Annotated in this window: 22 protein-coding genes; 15 read left to right on the top strand and 7 right to left on the bottom strand. The window is 64.1% G+C overall.

What is annotated here, in order from left to right:
• Positions 1 to 21: 21 nt before the first annotated feature.
• The 3 genes from ABID37_RS10880 to ABID37_RS10870 form a co-directional block, all read right to left on the bottom strand.
• A complete protein-coding gene (locus ABID37_RS10880; RefSeq protein WP_354194541.1) occupies positions 22 to 1,146 on the bottom strand; it encodes an S-(hydroxymethyl)glutathione dehydrogenase/class III alcohol dehydrogenase in 1,125 nt (374 codons plus the stop codon).
• A gap of 93 nt (positions 1,147 to 1,239) precedes the next feature.
• The gene (locus ABID37_RS10875; protein WP_354194539.1) at positions 1,240 to 2,586 is read right to left on the bottom strand and encodes an MFS transporter; all 1,347 of its coding nucleotides are present in this window, start codon (positions 2,584 to 2,586) and stop codon (positions 1,240 to 1,242) included.
• 214 nt (positions 2,587 to 2,800) lie between these two features.
• On the bottom strand, positions 2,801 to 3,865 hold the full coding sequence (locus tag ABID37_RS10870; RefSeq protein WP_354194537.1) for a LysR family transcriptional regulator: 1,065 nt from the start codon (positions 3,863 to 3,865) through the stop codon (positions 2,801 to 2,803).
• 171 nt (positions 3,866 to 4,036) lie between these two features.
• Here ABID37_RS10870 and ABID37_RS10865 point away from each other — a divergent pair, with 171 nt between their 5' ends.
• From ABID37_RS10865 to ABID37_RS10825, 9 genes are all read left to right on the top strand, one after another.
• Complete coding sequence (locus ABID37_RS10865; protein WP_354194765.1) at positions 4,037 to 4,720, top strand: hypothetical protein; 684 nt, start codon at positions 4,037 to 4,039, stop codon at positions 4,718 to 4,720.
• 97 nt (positions 4,721 to 4,817) lie between these two features.
• Positions 4,818 to 5,798: a PDR/VanB family oxidoreductase gene (locus tag ABID37_RS10860; protein ID WP_354194535.1), complete on the top strand. Its 981-nt coding sequence runs from the start codon at positions 4,818 to 4,820 to the stop codon at positions 5,796 to 5,798.
• A 130-nt stretch (positions 5,799 to 5,928) separates the two neighbouring features.
• Positions 5,929 to 6,921 carry a Bug family tripartite tricarboxylate transporter substrate binding protein gene (locus tag ABID37_RS10855; RefSeq protein ID WP_354194533.1) on the top strand — a complete coding sequence of 331 codons (993 nt, stop codon included), beginning with the start codon at positions 5,929 to 5,931 and terminating at the stop codon, positions 6,919 to 6,921.
• Positions 6,922 to 7,009: 88 nt separating this feature from the next.
• The gene (locus ABID37_RS10850; protein ID WP_354194531.1) at positions 7,010 to 8,026 is read left to right on the top strand and encodes a proline racemase family protein; all 1,017 of its coding nucleotides are present in this window, start codon (positions 7,010 to 7,012) and stop codon (positions 8,024 to 8,026) included.
• A 51-nt stretch (positions 8,027 to 8,077) separates the two neighbouring features.
• The gene (locus ABID37_RS10845) at positions 8,078 to 9,244 is read left to right on the top strand and encodes an alpha-hydroxy acid oxidase (RefSeq protein WP_354194529.1); all 1,167 of its coding nucleotides are present in this window, start codon (positions 8,078 to 8,080) and stop codon (positions 9,242 to 9,244) included.
• A gap of 28 nt (positions 9,245 to 9,272) precedes the next feature.
• A complete protein-coding gene (locus ABID37_RS10840; RefSeq protein ID WP_354194527.1) occupies positions 9,273 to 9,722 on the top strand; it encodes a tripartite tricarboxylate transporter TctB family protein in 450 nt (149 codons plus the stop codon).
• A gap of 4 nt (positions 9,723 to 9,726) precedes the next feature.
• Positions 9,727 to 11,217 carry a tripartite tricarboxylate transporter permease gene (locus tag ABID37_RS10835; RefSeq protein ID WP_354194525.1) on the top strand — a complete coding sequence of 497 codons (1,491 nt, stop codon included), beginning with the start codon at positions 9,727 to 9,729 and terminating at the stop codon, positions 11,215 to 11,217.
• Between the two features lie 81 nt (positions 11,218 to 11,298).
• Positions 11,299 to 11,592, top strand: a complete 294-nt coding sequence (locus tag ABID37_RS10830; RefSeq protein WP_354194523.1) for a DUF6460 domain-containing protein — start codon at positions 11,299 to 11,301, stop codon at positions 11,590 to 11,592.
• Between the two features lie 141 nt (positions 11,593 to 11,733).
• Positions 11,734 to 13,020 (top strand): MATE family efflux transporter, encoded by a 1,287-nt coding sequence (locus ABID37_RS10825; RefSeq protein ID WP_354194763.1) that lies wholly within the window; start codon positions 11,734 to 11,736, stop codon positions 13,018 to 13,020.
• 9 nt (positions 13,021 to 13,029) lie between these two features.
• Here ABID37_RS10825 and ABID37_RS10820 read toward each other — a convergent pair whose 3' ends face one another.
• Complete coding sequence (locus ABID37_RS10820) at positions 13,030 to 14,106, bottom strand: quinone-dependent dihydroorotate dehydrogenase (RefSeq protein ID WP_354194521.1); 1,077 nt, start codon at positions 14,104 to 14,106, stop codon at positions 13,030 to 13,032.
• 2 nt (positions 14,107 to 14,108) lie between these two features.
• The gene (locus tag ABID37_RS10815) at positions 14,109 to 14,489 is read right to left on the bottom strand and encodes a DUF952 domain-containing protein (protein WP_354194519.1); all 381 of its coding nucleotides are present in this window, start codon (positions 14,487 to 14,489) and stop codon (positions 14,109 to 14,111) included.
• Positions 14,490 to 14,615: 126 nt separating this feature from the next.
• Between ABID37_RS10815 and ABID37_RS10810 the strand changes: the two genes are divergently transcribed.
• Positions 14,616 to 15,050 (top strand): hypothetical protein, encoded by a 435-nt coding sequence (locus tag ABID37_RS10810; RefSeq protein WP_354194517.1) that lies wholly within the window; start codon positions 14,616 to 14,618, stop codon positions 15,048 to 15,050.
• 131 nt (positions 15,051 to 15,181) lie between these two features.
• Positions 15,182 to 15,838, top strand: a complete 657-nt coding sequence (locus tag ABID37_RS10805) for a response regulator (RefSeq protein WP_354194515.1) — start codon at positions 15,182 to 15,184, stop codon at positions 15,836 to 15,838.
• A 150-nt stretch (positions 15,839 to 15,988) separates the two neighbouring features.
• Here ABID37_RS10805 and ABID37_RS10800 read toward each other — a convergent pair whose 3' ends face one another.
• Positions 15,989 to 19,477, bottom strand: coding sequence for a hybrid sensor histidine kinase/response regulator (locus tag ABID37_RS10800; protein WP_354194513.1), 3,489 nt, complete (start codon positions 19,475 to 19,477; stop codon positions 15,989 to 15,991).
• A gap of 217 nt (positions 19,478 to 19,694) precedes the next feature.
• On the opposite strand from ABID37_RS10800, the gene mscL reads away from it, so the two are divergent.
• Entirely contained in the window at positions 19,695 to 20,117 is a 423-nt protein-coding gene (gene mscL / locus ABID37_RS10795; protein ID WP_354194511.1) for a large conductance mechanosensitive channel protein MscL, read from the top strand.
• 57 nt (positions 20,118 to 20,174) lie between these two features.
• Here the strand turns inward: mscL and ABID37_RS10790 are convergent, their stop codons facing one another.
• Positions 20,175 to 21,401: an NAD(P)/FAD-dependent oxidoreductase gene (locus ABID37_RS10790; RefSeq protein WP_354194509.1), complete on the bottom strand. Its 1,227-nt coding sequence runs from the start codon at positions 21,399 to 21,401 to the stop codon at positions 20,175 to 20,177.
• Positions 21,402 to 21,915: 514 nt separating this feature from the next.
• Between ABID37_RS10790 and ABID37_RS10785 the strand changes: the two genes are divergently transcribed.
• The 3 genes from ABID37_RS10785 to bfr all read left to right on the top strand — a co-directional run bounded on the left by ABID37_RS10785 (position 21,916) and on the right by bfr (position 24,022).
• A complete protein-coding gene (locus tag ABID37_RS10785) occupies positions 21,916 to 23,190 on the top strand; it encodes an imelysin family protein (RefSeq protein WP_435521555.1) in 1,275 nt (424 codons plus the stop codon).
• Positions 23,191 to 23,259: 69 nt separating this feature from the next.
• Positions 23,260 to 23,571, top strand: coding sequence for a (2Fe-2S)-binding protein (locus ABID37_RS10780; RefSeq protein WP_354194505.1), 312 nt, complete (start codon positions 23,260 to 23,262; stop codon positions 23,569 to 23,571).
• On the top strand, positions 23,537 to 24,022 hold the full coding sequence (gene bfr / locus ABID37_RS10775) for a bacterioferritin (protein ID WP_354194503.1): 486 nt from the start codon (positions 23,537 to 23,539) through the stop codon (positions 24,020 to 24,022). The genes ABID37_RS10780 and bfr overlap by 35 nt, the downstream gene beginning before the upstream one ends.
• Positions 24,023 to 24,030: the final 8 nt, after the last annotated feature.

Genomic DNA, 24,030 nt, shown 5'->3' with positions numbered 1-24,030 from the left:
CGAAGGCCAGCCGCCGCAGCCTCAATATACCACGACGCTTCGGATGCTTTCGCCCCTGTGCATGAGGTCGAAGCCCTTGTTGATGTCGTCGAGGGGCATGGTGTGGGTGATCATCGGGTCGATCTGGATCTTGCCCTCCATGTACCAGTCGACGATCCGCGGCACGTCGGTGCGGCCCCTCGCGCCGCCGAAGGCGGTGCCCATCCAGCTGCGCCCGGTGACCAGCTGGAACGGCCGCGTCGCGATCTCCTGGCCCGCCCCCGCAACCCCGATGACCACCGACTTGCCCCAGCCGCGATGCGAGGCCTCCAGCGCCTGGCGCATCACCTTGACATTGCCCGTGCAGTCGAAGGTGTAGTCGGCCCCGCCGATCTGATCGGCCCCGCGCCTGGTCAGGTTGACGATCTCGGCCACCACGTCCTCGACCTCGCTCGGGTTGACGAAATGGGTCATGCCGAACCGCTCGCCCCATTCCTTCTTGTCGTTGTTCAGATCGACGCCGATGATCATGTCGGCCCCGGCCAGCCGCAGCCCCTGGATGACGTTGAGGCCGATGCCGCCCAGCCCGAACACCGCCGCCGTCGCCCCGATCTCCACCCTGGCGGTGTTGATCACCGCCCCGATGCCGGTCGTCACCCCGCAGCCGATGTAGCAGATCTTGTCGAAGGGCGCGTCCGGGTTGACCCTGGCCAGCGCGATCTCGGGCAGCACGGTGAAGTTGGAGAAGGTCGAGCAGCCCATATAGTGGTGGATCGTCTCGCCGCCGACCGAAAAGCGCGAGGTGCCGTCGGGCATCAAGCCTTGCCCCTGGGTCGAACGGATGGCCGTGCACAGGTTGGTCTTGCGCGACAGGCACGACGGACAGGACCGGCATTCGGGCGTGTAGAGCGGGATGACGTGGTCGCCCTTCCTCAGGCTGGTCACGCCCTTGCCGACATCGACCACCACGCCCGCCCCCTCATGGCCGAGGATGGCCGGGAAGATACCCTCGGGATCGGCCCCCGACAGGGTGAACTCGTCGGTGTGGCAGATGCCGGTCGCCTTGACCTCGACCAGCACCTCGCCCTCGCGCGGGCCCTCAAGGTCAACCTCCATCACCTCCAGAGGCTTGCCTGCTCCAACGGCAACAGCGGCACGCGTTTTCATTGAAATGCTCCTGATATTCTTTGGCAGCAACATAAATACTTGATTTATTCTGAGACAGGCGACCAACATCGCCGCCCGCCTCACCGTGATCAGTCAGCCGGTGGAGAGAGCCGACCCGACGGAGCCTTTGGACGCAGTCGATGCCTCGGCCGCGTCGGTTTCTTCCCCAAAGTCCTTCGGCATGCGACGGCGCAAGATTGCGACGCAAATGATGCTCAGCACCGCCATGGCCGCGAGGTAATAGCCGATGGAGTGCGAACCGTAGGTGGCCGCGAGGTCCGTGGCGATGATAGGCGCCAACGCCCCTCCGAATATCCCGCCCAGGCTGTAGGCGAGCGCAGCACCCGTATATCGCAGGCTGGGCTTGAACAATTCCGGCAGGAAGGCGCCCATCGGACCATAGATTCCTCCCATGACGGCCAGCGTCATGGACAACGCCAGCGCAATGAGCCAGGAATTGCCGGTGTCGAGCATCGGGAAAAAGAAGAACGACCAGATGATCGCGACGAAGGCCGAAATCGTGATGACGCGCGGACGGCCGTAGCGATCGCCCAGCATGCCGCAAACCAGCGTCGATGTGGCCATGGCGACAACCGCAACCATCGTCAGGCTCAGCATATGGGAGCGCTCGAGGCCAAGTGTCTGCACCCCATAGGAGAGGCCGAAAGTTCCGGTGGTGAAGAACAGCACATAGGTAATGGCCGTCGACATGCCTCCCAGAACAACCTGAACCGAATTGGTCTTCAGGACACTTACGATCGGCGCGGACGACTGGGCTTCCTTATCGAGCACCCGCTGGAAGACCGGCGTCTCGGCTATGCTGAGCCGGATATACAGGCCGAAGACGATGAGGACGGTGCTGAGCAGGAACGGAATTCGCCATCCCCAGTTCATGAATTGCTCGTCGCTGAGGAAAAGGCTGAGGCCGAGGAAGATGCCGTTGGAAAGCAGGAAGCCGGGGGCGCTGCCGAGCTGCGGAAGAGCACCAAACAGCCCCCGCCGCCCCTTGGGTGCGAATTCGGTCGCGACCAGCGCCGCTCCGCCCCATTCGCCACCCAGGCCTATGCCCTGAAGAAAGCGCAGCAGGCATAGAAGGACCGGTGCGGTAATGCCGATGGAATCGTAGGTCGGCAGGAGGCCGATCAGAACCGTCGCGACGCCCATGGTCACCAGCGAGGCGACCAGCATGGCCTTGCGGCCGATGCGGTCGCCGAAATGGCCGAACACGACCGCTCCCAGAGGGCGCGAAACGAAGCCCACCGCAAAGGTGGCAAAAGCCGCGATGGTTCCAACTACAGGATCAAGGCTCGGGAAGAAGATCTTGCTGAATACAAGTGCTGCGGCGATGCCGTATATGTAAAAATCATAGAATTCGATAGTCGTTCCTATCAGGCTTGCAATGGCCACGCGCCTTTGCATCGCTTTCGGGGCTTCCGCCATAACTCCCTCCCATCATGTAGATGCAGTGGTCCGTCCTGCGCCGGCCGGGTTCTTGCGATTCAGCCTTGCCGGGCAAACTTCATCCGGACCAACGCAAACGATACTCAAAAGTTTATCGCATGCAATATCGATTACTTTGTATGCATTCCCAAAAATTTATGTTACGCGAGCGCGCGCACAGGCGAGCAAAATCTGGCGGGCCCGGGTTTTCCCGCTAAATTTTTTTCAGTTGGCCTCCATCCTGGCCGCCGGAAGGAACCGGCCCACCGGGCAGCAACTCCCGGTTCAAGGCGGCCTGACGGCGCGAAATCCTGACGATCCAGGCCCGCAGTTCTGCGCCGAGCGGCTTGTCGAGCGCGGAAAGCTCCCATGCCAGGAAATAGGTTTGCGCCAGTTTGAGGCGCAGATCGAAGGGGGCGACCAGGCGGCCGGCCATCAGGTCGTCGCGGACCATCGAAAGCTGGGCCAGGACAAATCCACGCCCGTTGACGGCGGCATCGATGGCGGCGCTGGAAATCGAAAACCGCAGATCCCTGGGTGCGTTGGGCGGCCGTTCGCCGATACTTTCCGCCCAGTCCCTCCAGCTCGGCGGCTGCTGGTAGCCGGAATCCCATTCGATGCCCAACAATGTCCTGCGCAGAATATCGGCCGGCTGCCGCACAGGATTTGCGGCAAGGAATGCAGGCGAACACGCCGGCACGACCCAGTCGGTGAACAGCTCGGCATAGTGTTCGAACGCCTTGACCCGATCTCCGTAGGAAATTCGGAAATCGACGGGTTCGTCCCCGCGCTGCGGTTCGGCGCCGGTTCCCACCAGACGAACATGGGCGCCGGTCTTCATCTGCCAGTCGAAAAGCGGGGGGCCGAGCCACTTGCTGGCCAATGAAGGAAGGCAACTGACCACCAGGCTGCTTTCCTCCCGCAAGACCTGCAATTCGGCCTGCGCTTCCCGCAACTGGTCGAACGCCCCGCTGATCCGGCTGTGGTAGATACGTCCCCACGGCGTCAGCGAAATGACCTTGCCGTGCCGTTCAAGCAGCCGCAGTCCGAGCATATCCTCGATACGCCGGATCTGCTGGCTTACCGCACCACTCGTCACGCCCAGTTCGTCGGCGGTCGCCCTGACGCTTCCATGGCGGCCAAACGCTTCGAACGCCTGCACCGCCCGCAATGGTGGGAGTTTTTTCACACCCGTTCCCTCTTTTTTATTTTGATTTAGTAAAACTAAACCAGAGCGCAATTGCAATCGTTTTGCTCCGGTTGGGTCCGGGGCTATCATCCGGTTGTCAGAAGGGCAGTTCGCAGGGATCAGGCGAGCAGGCGAATTTCAGAGCCCGGACAACAGAGCAATTCACAATCCTGCACGGTCGGGTCGGCATCGGTCATTCGATGACGCGGTCGTGCGGACGAATACCGCAGCTTTGCGAAGGAGGAATGGACATTGGTTGACGTGCGCAAGATCAGGGGCGGAGAAGGCCTGGACGACATCAACGACGAACTCGACGAGATTCTGGATTCGGTCGTCGAGAACACGCGTCAGGCCACGGAAGCGTTCTTCGCCGCTTACGATCAAAATCCTGACCCCAAAATTCTCGCAGCATGGCTGCAGCCGCGCGCCTGGCGTGAAATCGACTACGTTTTCCTGCTGAACGAACAGATCCGGCGCTATGGCCTGGCCTTCGAGCGGCGCCACATCACGCTGCTGGCCAAACAGTCGTTTCAGGAAGCCGAGCACTACGAAATGGTGGGCAGGGCCATTGAATCCCTGGGTGGCAAGGTTCCCGTCTCGACGCCTCCCGAAGCCAAGCCGTGGAGCGACTTCCTGTGGGATTGCCTGGAGCGCCACCCGCTGGCCGCCATTGCCGCGTGGAACTGCTCCGAGACCTCCGCATCCGGCAGCTTCGAGCCGACTTTCAGAGCCGGCGAACGCCATGGCTTCGATGAAGTGGTGCGGATCTACAAGCAGATCGAGAACGACGAGAAGTTTCATGTCGGACTGGGCCGGCAGGTGCTGGCCGCCTATGCCAAGACCGACACTGACCGCGAGGAAATCCTGAGGGCCATGCGCGGCATGCGCGACCTCGCATGGAAGACCTTCACGCCTGAATCCGTCACCCAGGCCCGGAGCGCCTGAGGCCGCTGCCCGAAATCATCTGGAACCACGGAAGATGTCGCGGGTGGCGACATCTCAGCCAAGCCGAACCGGTTGCGTAACGAGATTGGCCGAGCTTATGACGACATTCGACTCCTGGTCGCTCGAACAGGCGAGCAAACTGTTCGACCTGGTCATCACGCGACTCGATCGCATTGCCGAAGGTGTACTGAGCATCGAGCTTGCTGCACCGGACGGAGAACGCCTGCCGGCCTGGCGACCGGGCGCGCATATCGATGTGCTGCTGCCCGGAGAGATCGTGCGCCAGTACTCTTTATGTGGGAACCCCGAAGATGCGGATCGCTGGCGCATCGGCGTGCTGCACGATCCCTGCAGCCGGGGTGGCTCCAGCTATCTTCATGAAGAGCTGGAAGAGGGCGGCCGGCTCACCGTCGCCGGACCGCGCAACAATTTCGGCCTGGTCGATTCGAAACGCTACCTCTTCATTGCCGGAGGCATCGGAATAACGCCGATCATCCCGATGATCCGCACGGTCGCCGGGCAGGGAAAGCCATGGACACTTCTATATGGCGGGCGCAGCCGGCGTTCGATGGCCTTCCTTGAAGAGATCGGGGAGATCCCCGGAGGCGAGATCCATATCGTTCCGCAGGATGAATTCGGACTGCTCGATCTGGATCGGTTTCTCGGACAGCACGATCCGGAAGCGGTCGTCTATTGCTGCGGGCCTGGTCCGCTGCTCAACGCTGTCGAGGAAAAATGCCAGACATGGCGGGCCGGCGCCCTCCATCTGGAACGCTTTGCCCCGAGCGAGAAGGCGGCCTTCAAGGAGGCGGGCAGCTTCGAGGTCGAACTGGCCAGATCCGGCCGCCGGCTTGTCGTCCCGCCCTATCGCAGCCTGCTCGACATTCTTGAGGAAAATGGCTGCCAAGTCACCAATTCCTGCCGTGCCGGCATTTGCGGCACCTGCCTTGTGCGCGTGCTTTCCGGGGTCCCCGAACACAATGACGACGTTCTCAGCCGCGCCGATCAGGAAGCGGGGAAGGTGATGCTGGTTTGCGTATCCCGGGCCAAGAGCGATCGCCTCGTACTCGACCTTTAAGGGTGCGTGCCGGACACGGCCGGCGGAAGCAGTGCGCCGAAACAACCGATGCGAACCGATACGGGCTTTGAGCGGGACACCCAGAAACCCGGAGGCCAGGCAGGATATGAAAAAGGGAGGTATAAGAATAATGACGAAACAACCACGGAAAAGCGCAAGGGGAATCCCGTTTCTGATCGCGCTGGGTTTTACCCTGGCGTTTTCGAGCCTGTCGGCAGCACAGGAATGGGCCCCGTCCAAGCCCTTGCACCTGATCGTGCCTTACCCGGCCGGGGGCACCAGCGACACCATCGCCCGCTTGATCGCTCCACAACTCGGTGAGGCGCTCGGGCAACCGGTCGTGGTGGAAAACAAGACCGGCGGAGGCGGCGTTACCGGCACGGAGGCGATCCTGCGCGCGCCCGCGGATGGGCATACCTTCGGCATCATCGCAAGCTCATACGCCTCGAGCGTCCATCTTGTCCCCGACCTGCCCTATGACCCGGTCAAGGATGCCCAGCCTCTGACCCTGGTCACCCGCGTTGGCGTGGCCCTGGTCACCAATCCCCAGTTTCCGGCCAAGACGCTGGCTGAACTTCTGGAAATGGCGAAGAAGGACCCCGGCACCATCCCCTACGGTTCCGCTGGAAACGGCCTGTCGGGGCATTTTGCCGGAGAGGCGATGAAGCTCGCGGCCAATGTCGACATGGTCCATGTCCCCTATCGCGGCGGCGCCCCGGGTCTCAACGACGTCATCGCCGGCCAGATTCCCATGATGTTCAACGTGATCTCGTCGGTGATGTCTTCGGTCGAGGGCGGCAAGGTGCGGCCACTGACCGTAACCAGCGCCCAACGCTCGAAAGTCATGCCAGATGTTCCCACCATGGCCGAGGCCGGGTTGGAGAATGTCGAGATCTATGAGTGGTACGGCCTCGTCGCGCCAGCCGGAATTCCACCCGAAGCCACCGGACGCCTGCATCAGGAGCTGGAGAAAGTGTTGAAGCAGGACGCTTTCACCGAGCGGATGGAAAAGCAAGGTATCGAGGTGGTGGCGAATTCACCGGAAGATTTCGCGACCTTCATCTCGGGGGAAATCGAACGCTTCGGCGCCCTCGTCAAGTCGGCGAATATCACGCTCGACTGAGATGACGACCATCATGCGCGGCAGGGAGGCGATCCCGCAACCTGCCGCGTCTTTCAACGGTAAAATCTCACATCTGGAGCGAAATTGCATGAGAAGAACGACGTTCGTCGACGCCGTCTACACACAGACCGAAGGTGAAACCACCTGCATCATAAACGGGCAATTCCTCTTTCCGGGAGGGACCACCCTTCTGGAAAAGCGCGAGCATTTCAGGAAGCGCTTCGACTGGGTGCGCAAGGCCATCCTGAATGAACCACGCGGACACAATGACCTGTTCGGCGCGTTGATCGTGCCGTCCTCCACCCCCGAGGCCGATGTCGGCGTCATCTGGCTGGATGGCGACGGCTATGGCGACATGTGCGGACACGGCACCATAGCCACCTCGATGATCATGACGGCTTTCGACCTGACCCCACAGTCGTCGAGCCCCAACCGGATCCGGATCGAAACACCCGCCGGGATCGTTGTCTCCGAAGTCGAAGTCGATGGCGACGATGTAAGGTCGTGCCGCTTCGAAAATGTTCCGGCCTTCCTGGCCGAACGCGACATCCCCGTGGAACTCCGCGATCTCGGTACGGTGCAGGCCGACATTGCCTTCGGCGGCAACTATTTCATCACCATCCCGCTTCCGGAATCGTTTTGCCGGATCGCGCCGGAGAACGGGGCAATCCTCGCCAAGCTGGGCGTGCTGGCCAAGCGCCAGATCAATGAGAAAATCCAGCTCGTCCATCCGGAAAAGCCGCACATCACCGAAATCGACCTGGTGACCTTCTACCAACCGTCACAGCGGCCCGGCGCGTTCTATCGCTGCGTCCACACCTATCGCAACGGCAAGATGGACCGTTCACCGGGCGGAACCGGCACCTCGGCCATGCTTGCAATGCTCGAGGGACGCGGCCGGATAAAAATCGGCGAACCGATACAGGCGGAAGGACTGCTGGGCTCCGGCACATTCGAAGGCTGCATCGTTCGCGAGACGACCGTGGGCGGAAACCGGGCGGTGGTCCCTACCGTCAAGGGCCGCTCGACCATCGTCGGCTTTGCCAAATGGCATCTCGATCCGAATGACGAAAACGGCAGGGGCTACGTGATCAGCACCGTCTGATCACCGTTGTTCCCGTGTCCCGGAGGGTTCGAAGTGGCAAGTGCAAGGGCCGTGGCGCAGGCGCGCAATATCGATGATCTGCGAAGTCTCGCCCGACGGCGGGTCCCGCGCTTCTCGTTCGAGTATGTCGATGGCGGTGCCGAGGATGAAACGACGATGGCGGCCAATCGCGCCTCCTTTGCCGCCACGCGGATCCTGCCGCGGCAACTGGCCGGCATTCGCGCGGTCGATATGTCCGTCGACATTCTCGGCAAAACCTCGCAATTGCCTTTCGCGGTTGCGCCGACGGGTTACAACGGCCTGCTGGCCAAGAACGGTGACCTGGTCCTGGCCCGGACCGCGCGCCTGGCAGGCATCCCGTTCACGCAAAGCACCATGTCGAGCAGTTCGATCGAGGAAGTGGCCCGCGTGATCGATGGCGGCCGGCATTGGTTCCAGCTCTACATGCTGAAGGACACCGCCATCACCCGCCGTCTGGTCGAACGGGCGCAGCAGGCGGGATGCGAAGCGCTGGTGCTGACCAGCGATGCCATCGTGCTCGGGAACCGCGAAACCGACAAGCACAATTACGCGAGCCCCGGCAAACTGACATGGGGCGCAAAACTGGATGTCGCCAGGCGCATGGCTTGGCTGCTCGACGTGGTGGCGCCCCATGGCCCACCAGGGTTCGGCAATCTGGCCGAGTTTCTGCCACGCGGACAAACCAGTGCCATCGACGGCGCACGCTTCATTTCCGCCCAGATGGATACGGCCCTGTCCTGGGAAACCGTCGACTGGCTGCGCTCGATCTGGCCGCACAAGCTCGTGGTCAAGGGCATCATGCGCGTGGAGGATGCACTCGCCGCCGCCGAGCGAGGCGTCGATGCCATCGTCGTATCGAACCATGGCGGACGGCAGCTCAACGGCACGGCAAGCTCGCTCGAAGTACTTTCAGCCATCGGCAAGCCGCTGAACGGGCGCTGCGACATCATTCTGGACAGCGGCGTGAGGCGGGGCAGTGACATTTTCAAGGCTTTGGCCCTCGGGGCCAAGGCCGTGCTGTGCGGCCGCGCGATGCTTTACGGCCTGGCGGCGGGCGGTGCGACGGGGGCGGCCAGGGCGGTAGAAATCCTTCAAACCGAACTGGAGCGCACCATGATGCTGGCCGGCTCCAGCTCGCTCATGCAGATCGACCGATCTGCGCTTTGTGTGGCATCGGGCAGCTTCCTGCACCGGTAGCCGACCGATCCAGTGGAAGGGAGGTTCCATGCGTGCAATCAAGAATCCAAACGACATTCTCTTTGCGGCCACGCTTTTGTTGATGGCAGGCTTGCTCTACTGGCAGATTTCCAGCTTGCGGATCGGCACGATCCTGCGCATGGGCCCGGGATATATGCCGACGGCATTGTGCGGCCTTATTGCCCTCGCCGGTCTGGGCATTCTCCTACGCTCGTTTTTCCTCGGCGGCGACAGGTTGCATTCCTGGCCGATACGCCCGCTGGTCTTCCTGTTCGCCGGTCTGTTGTCCTTCGGCCTGCTGGTGGAAAGAGCGGGCCTGCTCGTGGCGATGCCGGCGCTCGTCGTGCTCGTCAGTCTGGCCGACCGCGACAGCAGCAAGGGAGAAATTCTGGCTCTGGCGATTGGCCTCACCGTGTTCTCGGCGGGTGTCTTCGTATTTGCACTGCGCCTTCCCATTCCTCTGTGGGTGATGGGATAGGACGATGCTCGACGCCTTCTCCAATCTGTTCGCCGGCCTTTCGGTCGCCCTGCAAATCCAGAACGTGTTCTACTGTTTCAGCGGCGCGCTGATCGGCACCCTGATCGGTGTCCTGCCCGGCCTCGGGCCTGTTGCAACCATAGCCATTCTGCTTCCGGTCACCTTCTATCTGCCGCCCGTGGCCGCGCTGGTCATGCTCGCCGGCATCTATTACGGCGCACAATATGGCGGATCGACCACGGCCATTCTCGTCAATCTTCCCGGTGAAAGTTCATCGGTGGTCACCTGCCTCGACGGCTACAAGATGGCACGCAACGGGCGGGCTGGGCCCGCGCTTTCCATCGCCGCACTTTCCTCGCTGTTCGCCGGCTTCATCGCGGTGATTCTCATGGCGATATTCGCGACCGGCCTCAGCGAGCTGACGATGTTCTTCGGGCCGGCGGAATATTTCTCGTTGATGATCTTCGGGCTGATCGCCGCCGTCATCCTGGCGCAAGGATCGGTGCTCAGCGCCCTGGCGATGGTCTTCGTCGGCCTGCTGCTGTCGCTTGTCGGCACCGACGTTTCAAGCGGCGTGCAGCGAATGAGCTTCGGTTTCTTCGATCTCAGCGACGGCATCGATTTCGTCCCGCTGGCCATGGGCCTGTTTGCGGTTGCCGAAATCCTCAAGAATCTCGAAAGCCCCGAAGAACGGGTGGTCCTGAAAGGCAGGATCGGCCGGCTGATGCCCAGCCGCGAGGAGTTCAGGAAGGTCGTCCCCTCGGCATTGCGCGGCACCTTCATCGGCTCCTTCCTCGGCCTGTTGCCGGGCGGAGGACCCACCTTGGGTTCCTTCGCCGCCTACACGGTGGAAAAGCGCATCTCGAAATATCCGCATCGCTTCGGAACGGGCGTCGTTGAGGGCGTGGCCGGCCCCGAAGCAGCCAACAATGCCAGTGCCCAGACGGCGTTCGTGCCGCTATTGACACTGGGCATCCCGTCGAACCCGACCATTGCCATGATGGCCGGCGCCATGCTCATCCATGGTATCCAGCCCGGCCCGGAGGTGATGACGAAAAACCCCGACGTGTTCTGGGGCCTGATCGCCAGCATGCTGATCGGCAATCTCATGCTGGTCATCATCAACCTGCCCCTGATCGGGGTCTGGGTATCCCTGCTGAAGATCCCCTATCGGCTGTTCTATCCGGCCATCCTGGTTTTTTGCTGTATCGGCGCCTACAGCGTGAACAACAATGTCTTCGACATCTATGTGATGATCTTCTTCGGCTTTGTCGGATACGCGTTCATGAAGTGGAAGGCCGAACCCGCGCCACTGATCCTGGCCTTTGTGCTCGGTCCGCTTATCGAAGAGAATTTCAGACGGGCAATGCTGCTTTCGCTCGGCAACCCCACAACCTTCATCACGCGGCCGATCAGCCTTGCATTGCTGTTTGCCGCCGTGGGTCTGATTGCCATCACGCTCGCACCTCGCCTGCGCCGGCAGAAAAACGTTTAGAACAACATAGCTTCATCCTGCCCCTTCGCGACAAGCATGGGGCGGGTTTTTCTTGCGCATGGGGTGCGGTTTGCCTATTGCATGGCCGGAACGGATTTTCAGGAGAACACCTTGTCCGCCCTCACCCGCTTCCTCGGCGATTCGCCGCTGCGCATCCTGCTCAAGCTGCTCGTCGTCTCGTTCCTCGTCGGGCTGGTGATGAGCGCCTTCGGCTGGTCGCCCTACGATGTCGTCATCGGCATCCGCAATTTCTTCCTCGACATCTGGAACCTCGGCTTCCGCGCCATCGACCGCGTGCTCGGCTACATCCTGCTCGGCGCCGCCATCGTCATCCCGGCCTTCCTGCTCATCCGCATCGCCAATTATCGCAAATAGCGGGAACGCCGGGCTGTAGGCAGGGGATCGCCGGCCACGGCGAGGAACAGGGCGGACACCGTGAGCATCGACAGCAAGGCGCTTCGCCCCACACGCGGCTTCACCGTCTCCAACCGCACGGTGCTGGCCATCGCCGTGCCGATGACGCTGGCCTACATGACGACGCCGCTGCTCGGCCTCGCCGACACGGCGATCATCGGCCAGTATGGCGATGCGGCGCTGCTGGGCGGGCTGGCCGCCGGCGCGCTGGTGTTCAATGTCGTCTTCACCACGCTGAACTTCCTGCGTTCCGGCACCACCGGGCTGGTGGCGCAGGCCTTCGGCGCCGGCGATGCCGGCGAGGAACAGGCCGTGTTCTGGCGTGCCTTTCTCATCGCTTTGGGGCTGGGCCTGCTCATCGCCATCATGGCGCCGCTGGTCGCGGCCGGCGGCATAGGCTTCCTCGGCGCCGAACCGGCGGTGAACCGGGCGCTCGACACCTATGTCCGCATCCGCCTGCTGGGCGCGCCCGCCGCGCTGATCAACTATGCGCTCCTCGGCTACCTGCTCGGGCGCGGCGAGGGCAAGGCCGCGCTGGGGCTGCAAATTTTGCTCAACGGCACCAACATCGCCTTTTCGCTCTATCTCGGCCTCCATCTCGGCTGGAACGTGGCCGGCGTCGCCTGGGGCACGGTCGGCGGCGAGCTGGCGGCCATGCTGGCCGGCATGGCCATCGTGCTGTCGCGCTTCCGCACCGGGCCGCGCATCGACCTTGCCCGCATCGCCGACATGGCGTCCGTCGGGCGCATGCTGTCGCTCAACCGCGACATCATGATCCGCTCCTTCGCGCTTCTGGCGACTTTCGCCCTGTTCGCCCGCCAGGGCGCGCAGTTCGGCACGGTGACGCTGGCCGCCAATGCCGTGCTGATGAATTTCTTCATGGCAACCGCTTTCTTCCTCGACGGTTTCGCCACCGCCGCCGAGCAGCTTGCCGGCCGCGCCGTCGGCGCCCGCGACCGCAACGCCTTCCGCCGCACGGTGCGGCTTTGCGCGGTGTGGGGCTTCGTGCTGGCGGGCGTGGCGACGGCGGCGCTCCTTGCCTGGGGCGGCGGTCTCATCGCCTTCCTCACCACCGCCGAGGACGTGCGCGCGATGGCCACCGCCTTCCTGCCCTGGGCAGCCTTTACCGCGGTCAGCGCCGTGCTTGCCTTCGAGATGGACGGGGTCTTCATCGGCGCGACATGGTCGACGGACATGCGCAACATCATGCTTCTGGCGCTGGCTGCCTTCGCGGCGGCCATGACGGTGCTGACTCCGCTGCTCGGCAATCACGGCCTGTGGATCGCGTTGCACATCTTCCTGCTGATGCGCGGGCTTGGCCTTGCCGCCATGCTGCCCAGACGCGAACGCGCGACCTTCGCGCCCGGCCCTGCGCGAACGGTCTCGTAAAGCCGGCCTTCAGAGCGACTTTACCGCCCATTTTTCCAGCGAGACGTCGCGCAGCTCCCGCACCGAAGCGTGCCCGCCCCGCTGCAACGCACCGGCCATGTCCGACAGCATGCGCGCCGGCAGCGAGGGGCCCGCGAAGATCATGCCCGTATAGAGCTGGACGAGGTCGGCCCCGGCGCGGATCTTCTCCAGCGCCGTCTCAGCCGAATTCACCCCGCCGACGCCGATGATGGCGATCTCGGGACCCAGCAGCTTGCGCATCTTCGCCAGCACGACCGTCGAGCGCTCGAACAGCACCTTGCCCGACAGCCCGCCCGTCTCGCCGGCGACCGCGCCACTTTTCAGCGGCGGGCGCGAGATGGTGGTATTGGAGACGATGACGCCGTCGATGCCGCTGGCCAGAACCTCGGCGGCGATGTCCTCCAGCTCGGCCTCGACCAGGTCGGGAGCGATCTTGAGGAAGACCGGCGGCCTTGCCGCCGCGGCCTCGCGCGCGGCCATGACGCGCGACAGAAGCTCGGCCAGTTGCGCGCGCGCCTGCATGTTGCGCAGGCCCGGCGTGTTGGGCGAGGAGATGTTGGCGGTGAGATAGGAGGCGAGCGGCGCAAAGCGCGCCACGCCCCGCTCATAGTCGGCGATGCGGTCGGCGCTGTCCTTGTTGGCGCCGATATTGACGCCGACGATGCCGCCCCTGCCCTTGCGGGCGCGAAGCCGGCGCTCGGCCGCCTCATGGCCCTCATTGTTGAAGCCGAGCCGGTTGATGACCGCCTCGTCCTCGGTCAGGCGGAAGATGCGCGGGCGCGGATTGCCCGGCTGCGCCAGCGGTGTGACGGTGCCCACTTCGGCAAAGCCGAAGCCGAGGCCGAGAAGCGCATCCGGCACCTCGGCGTTCTTGTCGTAACCGGCCGCCATGCCGAGCGGATTGGGAAAATCGAGGCCGCACAGCCGCACCCGGAGGCGTTCATCACGCGGCGGCTTCGGCCCGACCGGCAGGCCGCAGCGCAACGCGGCGATGGAAAGCCCGTGCGCGGTTTCGGGATCGAGGGAAAACAGCAGCTTCCTGCCGATCGCATCCAGCGCGCTCATGCCTACTCCGGTTTGGAAAATGGGGGCGGTTCAGAAAATGGGGCCAGTTCGGGAAACCGATGCCGCCCGTCCTCCGCCAGCGGCAGCGGGCGCACCCAAAGGGCCGCGTCGACGGCAAGGGCCGCGTAGAGATGCGGAAACAGCGCGCCGCCGCGCGAGGGCTCCCAGCGCAGGGCCTCGCCCAGAGCCGCGCCGTCGACGGCGACCAGGACCAGGTCGTCCTGCCCGGCGAAGTGCTTTGCCGCGGTCTCGCACAGCTGGGCGGCGGTCGAGAAATGGATATAGCCGTCGGCCAGGTCCACCGGCGCACCGGCGAAGCTTCCCGTGCGCTCGGCTTCGCGCCACAGGGTGCGCGGAACGATCTTGTAGATGAGGCTCGACATGAGCGGGCTATACCGCCAAGCCCCGGCCATGGAAAGTGCGCCTGTGCGGCCATCCCCATTTCGGGCACAATGGCTGCTATACTCCGGCCACCATATTTGGGGGCAAACAGCCGGAAGGAGGCTTCCATGCGAGACCGCATCCTGATCGCCCTGCCCTTGCTCGCCCTGCTGGCGATCCCGGCTTCGGCCCAGGGCGAGGCCGAGCGCTACCGGATGGAAAAGACCGACGACGGCTTCGTGCGCATGGACACGACCACCGGTGCCATGTCGACCTGCCGCGAGCAGTCCGGCCAGCTTGTCTGCCGCATGGCGGCCGACGAGCGCAACGTCGTGCAGGACGAGATGGAGCGCCTGCAAAGCCAGGTGAAGGCGTTGGAAGACCGGGTGGCGAAGCTCGAGAACTCGCTGGCCGCGCGGCTGGAATCCACCCTGCCCACGGAGGAGGAGTTCAACAAGACGATGAGCTATGTCGAGCGGTTCTTCCGCTCCTTCATGGGCATCGTCAAGGACATGGAAAATCAGGACACCGCCGGACCGAAGCCGGCGCCGGACCGGACCTGAGCACGGCCGCGGGCCGGAACGGAGGCGCCGAACCGACGGCGTAAAGTTTGTGCTTGAAAACACGGCACGCCGACGCATAATTCGCCGGCTGCCGTCGAAACGGGCAGACAAGCGGTGGCGGGGAGGAATCATTGCCGTCAGGCTACACCTTCGTAATCGCCGATGATCACCCGCTGTTTCGCGGGGCCTTGAAGGAGGCGATCGCCGGCATCGGCGAGGAGCCGTCCATTCTCGAAGCCGGCGATTTCGAGAGCGCCAAGTCGGTGCTGGTCGGCAATGGCGACATCGATCTTTTGTTGCTCGACCTCGCCATGCCGGGCGCCAGCGGGCTTTCGGGCCTGATCTCGCTGCACGGCATCCAGCCCTCACTGCCCATCGTGGTGGTCTCGGCGCATGACGATGCGGTGACGATCCGGCGGGCGCTGGATCTCGGTGCCTCCGGCTTCATCTCCAAATCGGCCAGCATGGAGGAAATCCGCAGCGCGGTGCGCACCGTGCTGGACGGCGGCATCGCGGCGCCGGCGGAAATGGACCTCGGCGAGGAGCGCGACCCCGAAATCTCCAACCTGATCCGGCGCCTGCAAACGCTGACGCCGCAGCAGACGCGGGTGCTCTCCATGCTCGGCGAAGGGCTGCTCAACAAGCAGATCGCCTATGAGCTCGGCGTATCGGAAGCCACGGTGAAGGCGCATGTCTCGGCGATCCTGCAGAAGCTCGACGTCGACAGCCGCACGCAGGCCGTGATCCAGCTCTCCAAGATCGGCACCGACTCCATCGCCGCCGCCTGAGCGCCGGCGTGCACGGCCTGCACCTTTCGCGACCATGATTCTTTGCCCGACGCATGATCCTGTCCGAACAGGCTGCACCTTTCGGGATCATGGTTGTTTGCCCGACGCATGATCCTGTCCGAAAAGTCTGCAACTTTTCGGGATCATGCTTTACTCCGCCGCCAGCGGGCGCACGCGCGAAAGCATGGTGCGCAGGGCGGCCGGGCGCACCGGCTTGTTGATGACCGTGACACCGCGCGCCTCGGCCTCGGCGCGTACTTCGGTCGAGCGATCCGCCGTTACCAGCACGGCCGGCGTCTCGATCCCGTAGATGTCGCGCAGGCGGTCGATGGCATCGAGCCCGTTCTCGCCGTCGAGATGATAGTCGGCAAGGATGATGTCGACCGGCGGCCGCCGGTCGCGCGCCTCGAGGAATGCGCGCAAGCCGGAGAAAACCGTGACCGAGCAGCCCCAGCCCTCCAGCAACAGGCGCATGCCTTCCAGAATGCGGGGATCGTTGTCGATGCACAGGACTTCGAGGCCCGACAGGGTCGAGAAGGGCCGTGGCGGCGGCACCTGCCGCCGCACGGGTCGTGCCGCCTCGCCGGAGACGACAGGCAGAAGCACCGAAAACCGGGTTCCCTGCGCCGTCACCGAGGAGATGCGGATTTCCAGATGCAGCACCCGGGCGATGCGGTCGACGATGGAAAGGCCGAGCCCCAGTCCTTCGGCCTCCCGGGCGCCCTCGTCGAGGCGCGTGAACTCGCGGAACACGGTGTTGAGCTGGTCCGGCCCGATGCCGATGCCGGTGTCGATCACCTGGATCTCGACCAGCTCGCCGCGCCGGCGTGCGCCGACCAGCACGCGGCCCCGGCGCGTGTATTTGATGGCATTGGAAACGAGGTTCTGGACCAGCCGCCTGAACAGGTTGCGGTCGGTGCGCACGCTGATCGACGAGGGCACGATGCGCAGCCGCAGCCCCTTGGCCGAGGCCATCGGCTGAAAGTCGGTGGCGATCTGCTGCAACAGGCCGTCCAGGCTGAAGACGGTCTCGTCCGGTTTCATGGCCCCCGCATCGAGGCGCGATATGTCGAGCACGGCGCCCAGGATGGTCTCCACCGATTCCAGCGAGGATTCGATGTTGACGGCCGCGTCGCCGAGCGGGCCGCGCGGCGCCTTCTCGATCAGCGAGGAGCAGTAGAGCCGCGCCGCGTTGAGCGGCTGGAGGATATCGTGGCCGACGGCGGCAAGGAAGCGCGTCTTGCCCAGATTGGCCTCCTCGGCGATCTTCTGCGCCTGCGCCAGCTCTTCGTTGACCTGCGTCAGCTCGGCCGTGCGCCGCACCACCCGCTGTTCCAGCGTCTCGTTCACCCGCTTCAGGGCGAGGTCGGCCTGCATGCGCTGGGTGATGTCGGCATAGGTGGCGACGATCCCGCCGTCGGGCATCGGGTTGGAGCGCAGCTCGAGAATGCGCCCGCTGGTGAGCAGTTCGAGCTGCCAGGGCTCGCCGAAGCGCGTCAGGCGGTTGAGCGCCGCAACCTCCTCGGCCCCGGTGATGTCGCCGCGGTCGCCGAGGAAACCGAAGATCTGGGCCAGCGACACCCCCACCTGCCCCATCTCGTCCGGCAGGTCGAACAGCAGGCGGTATTGCCGGTTCCAGCAGGTCAGCCGCAGATCCTTGTCGAACACGGTGATGCCCTGCTCCATCTGGTCGAGCGCGATCTGGAGCAGGTCGCGGTTCTGCTGGAGCGCGTCCGACGCATCGTCGAGCAGGCGGAAGGCATGCTTGGCCGAGCGGTCGTGGCGCTGCACCAGGAGGGACAGGATGAGGCGAGCCGAGGAGGACCCGACGGCGCTGGCCAGGAGCTGCTCGCCGAAGCGCAGGGTTTCGGCCGTGGCCGGCGCGTTGCCGGGAAAGCTGCGTCCCTCGCGCTGCTCGAACGACTGGAACGAGCGCTCGGTGCGCTCCACCCCCAGATAGCGCGCAATGGTGTCCTTCATCTCGTTGACGGTGACCTCGGTGCGCAGCCGCCGCAGGCTCGGCATCGGGCTGGTCTCGCGCGGCACGAAGATCGCCGCCTGGATGCGCTCGCGCGGATGCGAGGCCCGCGACAGCGAGCCCAGCACGTAGAAGACGACATTGACGGCAAGGCTCCATAGCACGCCATGGGTCAGCGGCTCGCCGCTGGTGCCGAACAGCGCCTGCGGCTTCAGCGCCGCGATGCCCAGAGGCCCGTCGACCAGAAAGGAGGTGTCGGGCGGCAGCAGCGAGGGCACGAACAGCGTATAGGCCCACAGCAGAATGCCGAACACCATGCCGAGCACCGCGCCGCGGGCGTTGGCCCCGCGCCACACCAGCCCGCCGACGAAGGCCGGCGCGAACTGGGCGATGGCGGCGAAGGAGATCAGGCCGAAGGCGACGAGGCGCACATTGTCGGCCATCTCCTGATAATAGAGGAACGACACGAACAGGATGCAGAAGATCGCCGCGCGGCGGATGACGATGATCACCTTCGACCAGTCCTCGCGCTCGCCCGAGGCCGAGCGCAGCAGGCGGCGCAGCACCAGCGGAATGACGAGGTCGTTGGAGATCATGATCGACAGCGCCACGCTTTCGACGATCACCATGGCGGTGGCGGCCGAAAGCCCGCCGATGAAGGCGATCATGGCCATGACGTGATGGCCGTTGAACAGGGGGACGGCCAGAACATAGAGGTCGGCGCTGGCGCGCCCGCCCACCACGGTGAGGCCGCCGAAGGCGATGACCACCACGAACAGGTTGATGAGCACCAGATAGAGCGGGAACAGCCAGTTCGCGGTCTTCAGCTCCTGCTCGGAACGGTTCTCGACGATGGTCATGTAGAACTGGCGCGGCAGCATGACGATGGCGCTGCCGGCCAGCATGGTCAGCACGATCCAGGTCGACGGCGAGGTCTGGAAGCCCATCGAGGCCTGCACCATCTCGTTGGCCTGCATGGCCTCGAACAGATTGTCGGGGCTGCTGAACAAGAACAGCGTCACCGCAATGCCGACGGCAAGGAAGGCGGCCAGCTTGATGACCGACTCCACCGCCATGGCCAGCACCAGCCCGTCCTGATGCTCCGTCGCATCGGCATGCCGCGTCCCGAACAGCACCGCGAAGGCGGCCAGCAGGAAGGCCACCAGGAAGGCGACGTCGCGATAGACGAATTCGTCGGAGATCACGTCGGGCGAATAGAAGGCCGCCATCAGGCCGATGGAGCCGGCGATGGAGCGCAGTTGCAGCGCGATATAGGGGATGATGCCGACCGTGGCGATGATGGTGGCGATCGAGGCGACGGCGAAGCTCTTGCCGTAGCGGGCAGCCAGAAAGTCGGCGATCGAGGTGATCTTCTCGGCCTTGCTCAGCCGGATGACCCGCCGCAGGAACGGGTAGCCGAAGATGAAGATCAGGATCGGCCCGACATAGATGGTCAGGAATTCGAGGCCGCGCTCGGAAGCGAGGCCCACCGAGCCGAAGAAGGTCCACGAGGTGCAGTAGATCGCAAGGCTAAGCGAATAGATATAGGGGCGCGAGGCGATGGGGCCGCGCCGCGCCGCATGGCGATCGCCGAGGGCGGCGACGGCGAACAGCATCGTCACATAGAGAATGGCGGCGACAACGATCAACCAGCCCAGCACGGCTCGACTTCCACGGCTTCCTGACGATACGAGGCAAGCACAGCCGGGCATGGCTGTCCACCGCGACCTTCGGCGTGTAGGGCAGGCGGGCAGGGCTGGCGGGAACCGGGCCGCGATTTCCCCGTTTTTCAACCCACGGTTTCTGCTATTGTCGCACGGGCACCGACCGGGTGGGGCAGCAACGAAGCGGCATGTGCCGCACACATTGGAGAGGAAAATGCTGAAGGAATTTCAGGAGTTTATTTCCAGAGGCAATGTAATGGATCTGGCCGTCGGCGTGATCATCGGCGCCGCCTTCGGCAAGATCGTCGATTCGCTGGTCAACGACATCATCATGCCCATCGTCGGCGCCGTCTTCGGCGGCCTCGACTTCAACAACTTCTTCCTGCCGCTGTCCTCGACGGTGACGGCAACCTCGCTGGCCGCGGCCAGGGAACAGGGCGCGGTATTCGCCTACGGCTCCTTCCTCACCGTGGTCCTGAACTTCCTGATCCTGGCCTGGATCATCTTCCTGATGGTCAAGGGGGTGAACAGCATCCGCAAGCGCGTGGAGCGCCAGCCCGAAGCGGCGGCGGACGCCCCGCCGCCCGCCGACGTTGCCCTGCTGACCGAAATCCGCGACCTGCTGGCGCGCAAATAGGCTTCTTCACAGGGCAGGCAATCAACACCCCGGCTGTCCCGCGGCCGGGGCTTTTTTTCATCCTGCGGCCGCGAAAGCGGCCTTCAACGCATCGGCGCCCTCCAGCACCGCCTGCCGCGACGGCGAGAAGCCGGCGCCCAGCATCTTGCGGCCGAGCATGTGGTCGGCCGGGCGGTTGACCGATTCGATGGCGAGCAGCCTGTCGCCGGCGAAGTGATAGACGGAGAACCTGTTGTCCTGCGGCTCGCCGACCACCAGATGGCTGTCGGCGCCGGCGGTCAGCCCCACCATCTGCAGCTTCATGTCGCCGATGTCCGACCAGAACCACGGCACCGCCCCATAGGCGTCCGCGCCGCCGACGATGGTGCGCGCCGCCAGCCGCGCCTGGTCGGTGGCGTTCTGCACCGATTCCAGCCGCACGTCGCCGCCGGTGGACCAGTGGCGGTAGGACGCGACATCGCCGACCGACAGGACCTCGGGCACCGAGGTGCGCATCTGCGCATCGACGCGGATGCCGTTCGAGACGGCAAGCCCGGCCTGCTCGGCCAGTTCCACATTGGGCACGACCCCGACCCCGACGATGACGAGTTGCGCCGGCAGGCGCTCGCCGGCGGAGGTGACGGCGGCCGAGACATGGCCGTTTTCGCCCTCCAGCCGGCTGACCGTCGTGCCCGTGAGGATGCGCACGCCCATATCGGCCAGGCGCTGGCGCACATGCTGGCCGATCGGCGGCGCCACGACGCGGCCGAGCAGCCGGTCCATGGCTTCGACCACGGTGACGTTGCGGCCGGCGGCGCGCAGCGTGGCGGCGATCTCCAGCCCGATGAAGCCGCCGCCGAGCACCACCACGTCCGCGCAGGCGCCGCTGAGCTCGCGGATCAGGCGGGCATCCGCCACCTCGCGCAGCGAGACGACGCCGGCCAGGCCGGCCCCGTCGATGGGCAGCTTGCGCGGGCGCGAGCCGGTGGCCAGGACCAGCCGGTCGAAGGCCAGCGGCGCAGCGCCGGCCAGTTCGAGGCGGCGGCCGGCCAAGTCGATGCCGGTGACGCGCAACCCGGGCCGGTAGTCGATGGCGTTGCCGCTGTAGAAGCTTTCGCCGCGCAGAAGCTGGGGCCGCGCCTCGGCATCCTTGATGAAGGTCTTGGACAGCGGCGGCTTGTGATAGGGAAGCTCGTTTTCCTCGCCGATCAGCAGAACGGGGCCGTCGAAGCCCTCCTCGCGCAGGCTGGCCGCCGCCTGCACTCCGGCATGGCCGGTTCCCACAATGATCGCACCATTCTTCATCGCACAGCTTCCCGGATTTCAAGCATTCGAGGACAGGGCCTACCCCCGCCAGATGGCGACTGGCGCCCCGCGCGGCAAGAGGGTGCGACCGGCGTCGCACCGCCCGGGCCCGGCTGTCAACCGGCAATTGCCGGCCGTTGCGCCTGTAAACCTGACTCCTTCAGTTTAGAATAATTCTAAACTATTGTTTTGATTGCCCTTTTTGGAGATTTTGATTGACTTTCGGCAGACGGGAAGCTTTATGAGAATGTGCGTTTTGGCGCATACCTTTGATGTGAGGGCCTTTAACCCTTTCGATTGGAGGCTTCGGTGTTGTTTCGTGCCGGCAATGTCCGTCGTGGATTTGTCCTGCCCCGTCCGCGGCAAGGTGCCGTGCCGACCGTGACATCATCTCCTTCCGTCGAAGCAGTCCGTGCAGCCGGCACCGGTTCGCCTCCCCGGCGCCGGCAAGCGGACATCTGAACTCCTTGAGGAGATGAGAGTGATGACGAGAAACCGGGTCTCGACCCGCCACATGGCCAGAATGGCGGCGATCGGCGCCACCGCGGCGCTGACGGCAGCCATTTTCATCCTGCCGGCCAGGGCGGAGACCGACGCGAAAGCGATCATCAAGACCTATTCCGACATCGCGCTTGCCAAATACGAAGACTCGCTGACAACCGCCAAGACGCTGGACACGGCCATCGACGCCCTGCTCGCCACGCCTTCCGCCGAGACGCTGGATGCGGCCAAGGCAGCCTGGAAGGCGGCGCGCATTCCCTACCAGCAGACGGAGGTCTATCGCTTCGGCAATGCCATCGTCGACGATTGGGAAGGACGGGTGAATGCCTGGCCGCTGGACGAGGGCCTGATCGACTATGTCGACACCAGCTACGGCACCGAATCCGACGAAAACACCCTCTATACCGCCAATGTGATCGCCAACACCAAGATCGAGATCGACGGCCAGGAAGTCGACGCCTCCAAGCTGACGCCGGAATTCCTGTCCGGCACGCTGCAGGAAGCCGGCGACATCGAGGCCAATGTGGCCACCGGCTATCACGCCATCGAATTCCTGCTGTGGGGCCAGGACCTCAACGGCACCGGCCCGGGCGCCGGCGAGCGCCCCTTTACCGACTATGACAAGGCCAATTGCACCGGCGGCAATTGCGAGCGCCGCGCCGAATATCTGAAGGCGGCTTCCACCCTGCTGGTTTCGGACCTGCAGGAAATGGTCGACAACTGGAAGGAAGGCGGCGAGGCCCGCAAGGCGCTGACCGACGGCGACGACAACACCGGCCTGTCGACCATCCTCACCGGCATGGGCTCGCTCTCCTATGGCGAGCTTGCCGGCGAGCGCATGAAGCTCGGCCTGCTGCTGCACGATCCGGAGGAAGAGCACGACTGCTTCTCCGACAACACCCACATCTCGCATCTCTACGACGCGGCCGGCATCCGCGAAGCCTATCTGGGCAGCTACAAGCGCATCGACGGCTCGACCGTCGAAGGCCCCTCGCTGTCCGAGATGGTCAAGGGGATCGACCCCGCGCTCGACACCGAGATGACCGGCAAGCTGGATGCGACCGTGGCCAAGATGGAAGCCATCCAGGCGCGCGCCGAGGGCGGCGAGGCCTATGACCAGCAGATCGGCGAGGGCAACGCGGAAGGCAATGCCACCGTGCAGGCCGCCATCGACGCGCTGGTCGACCAGACCAAGTCGATCGAACGCGTGGTCGCCGCACTGAAGCTCGACGCCATCGCCTTCGAGGGCTCCGACAGCCTCGACGCTCCCGACAAGGTTTTCCAGTAAGGACCGCTCCCACCTCCCCTTCCAGCTATGGCGGCGCTGTTACGCGCCGCTCAGCCAGGCCGAGACGACATGCTGATCTGCCACTGCAACATCATCACCGAAAAGGAGATCGAGGACGCAATCGTCGATCTGCTGGACAGCGATCCGTGGCAGCTGATCGTGCCGGCGAAAGTCTATCATTATATGAAGAAGCGCGGTCGTTGTTGCGGCTGCTTCCCAAATGTGGTCGAAACGATCATTCGGGTAACCGAGGAGTACCACGTCCGCTCGGAGGCGGGCGGCGTGGACATCGTTTCACACTTGGATCGCGTAAGAGAATTGCGCATCCAATACGGGAGCAGGACCCATGAAAGGCGACTCACAAATCATCGAGCGGCTTAACGAAGCTCTTTTCCTGGAGCTTGGTGCTGTCAATCAGTATTGGCTGCACTATCGTCTTCTGGAAGACTGGGGTTATCAGAAGCTCGCCAAGAAAGAGCGCGAGGAATCGATCGAGGAGATGCATCACGCCGACAAGCTGGTGGCGCGCATCATCTTCCTCGAAGGCCATCCGAACCTTCAATCCGTGGCCCCGCTGCGCATCGGCCAGAATGTGAAGGAAGTGCTGGAATCGGACCTGGCCGGCGAATATGACGCGCGCACCTCCTACAAGCGGTCGCGCGAGATCTGCAACGAACTGGGCGACTACGTCACCATGAAGCTGTTCGAGGAACTGCTCTCGGACGAGGAAGGGCATATCGACTTCCTCGAGACGCAGCTCGACCTGCTCGCTTCGATCGGCGAAGAGAAATACGGCCTTCTCAACGCCGCCCCGGCCAACGAGGCCGAATAGGACATGCG

The sequence above is a fragment of the Aquamicrobium terrae genome (assembly GCF_040545735.1).
Lineage (GTDB): Bacteria > Pseudomonadota > Alphaproteobacteria > Rhizobiales > Rhizobiaceae > Mesorhizobium > Mesorhizobium terrae_A.
Note: the sequence above shows the minus strand (reverse complement) of the source record. Positions and strands in the feature narration are given on the sequence as shown.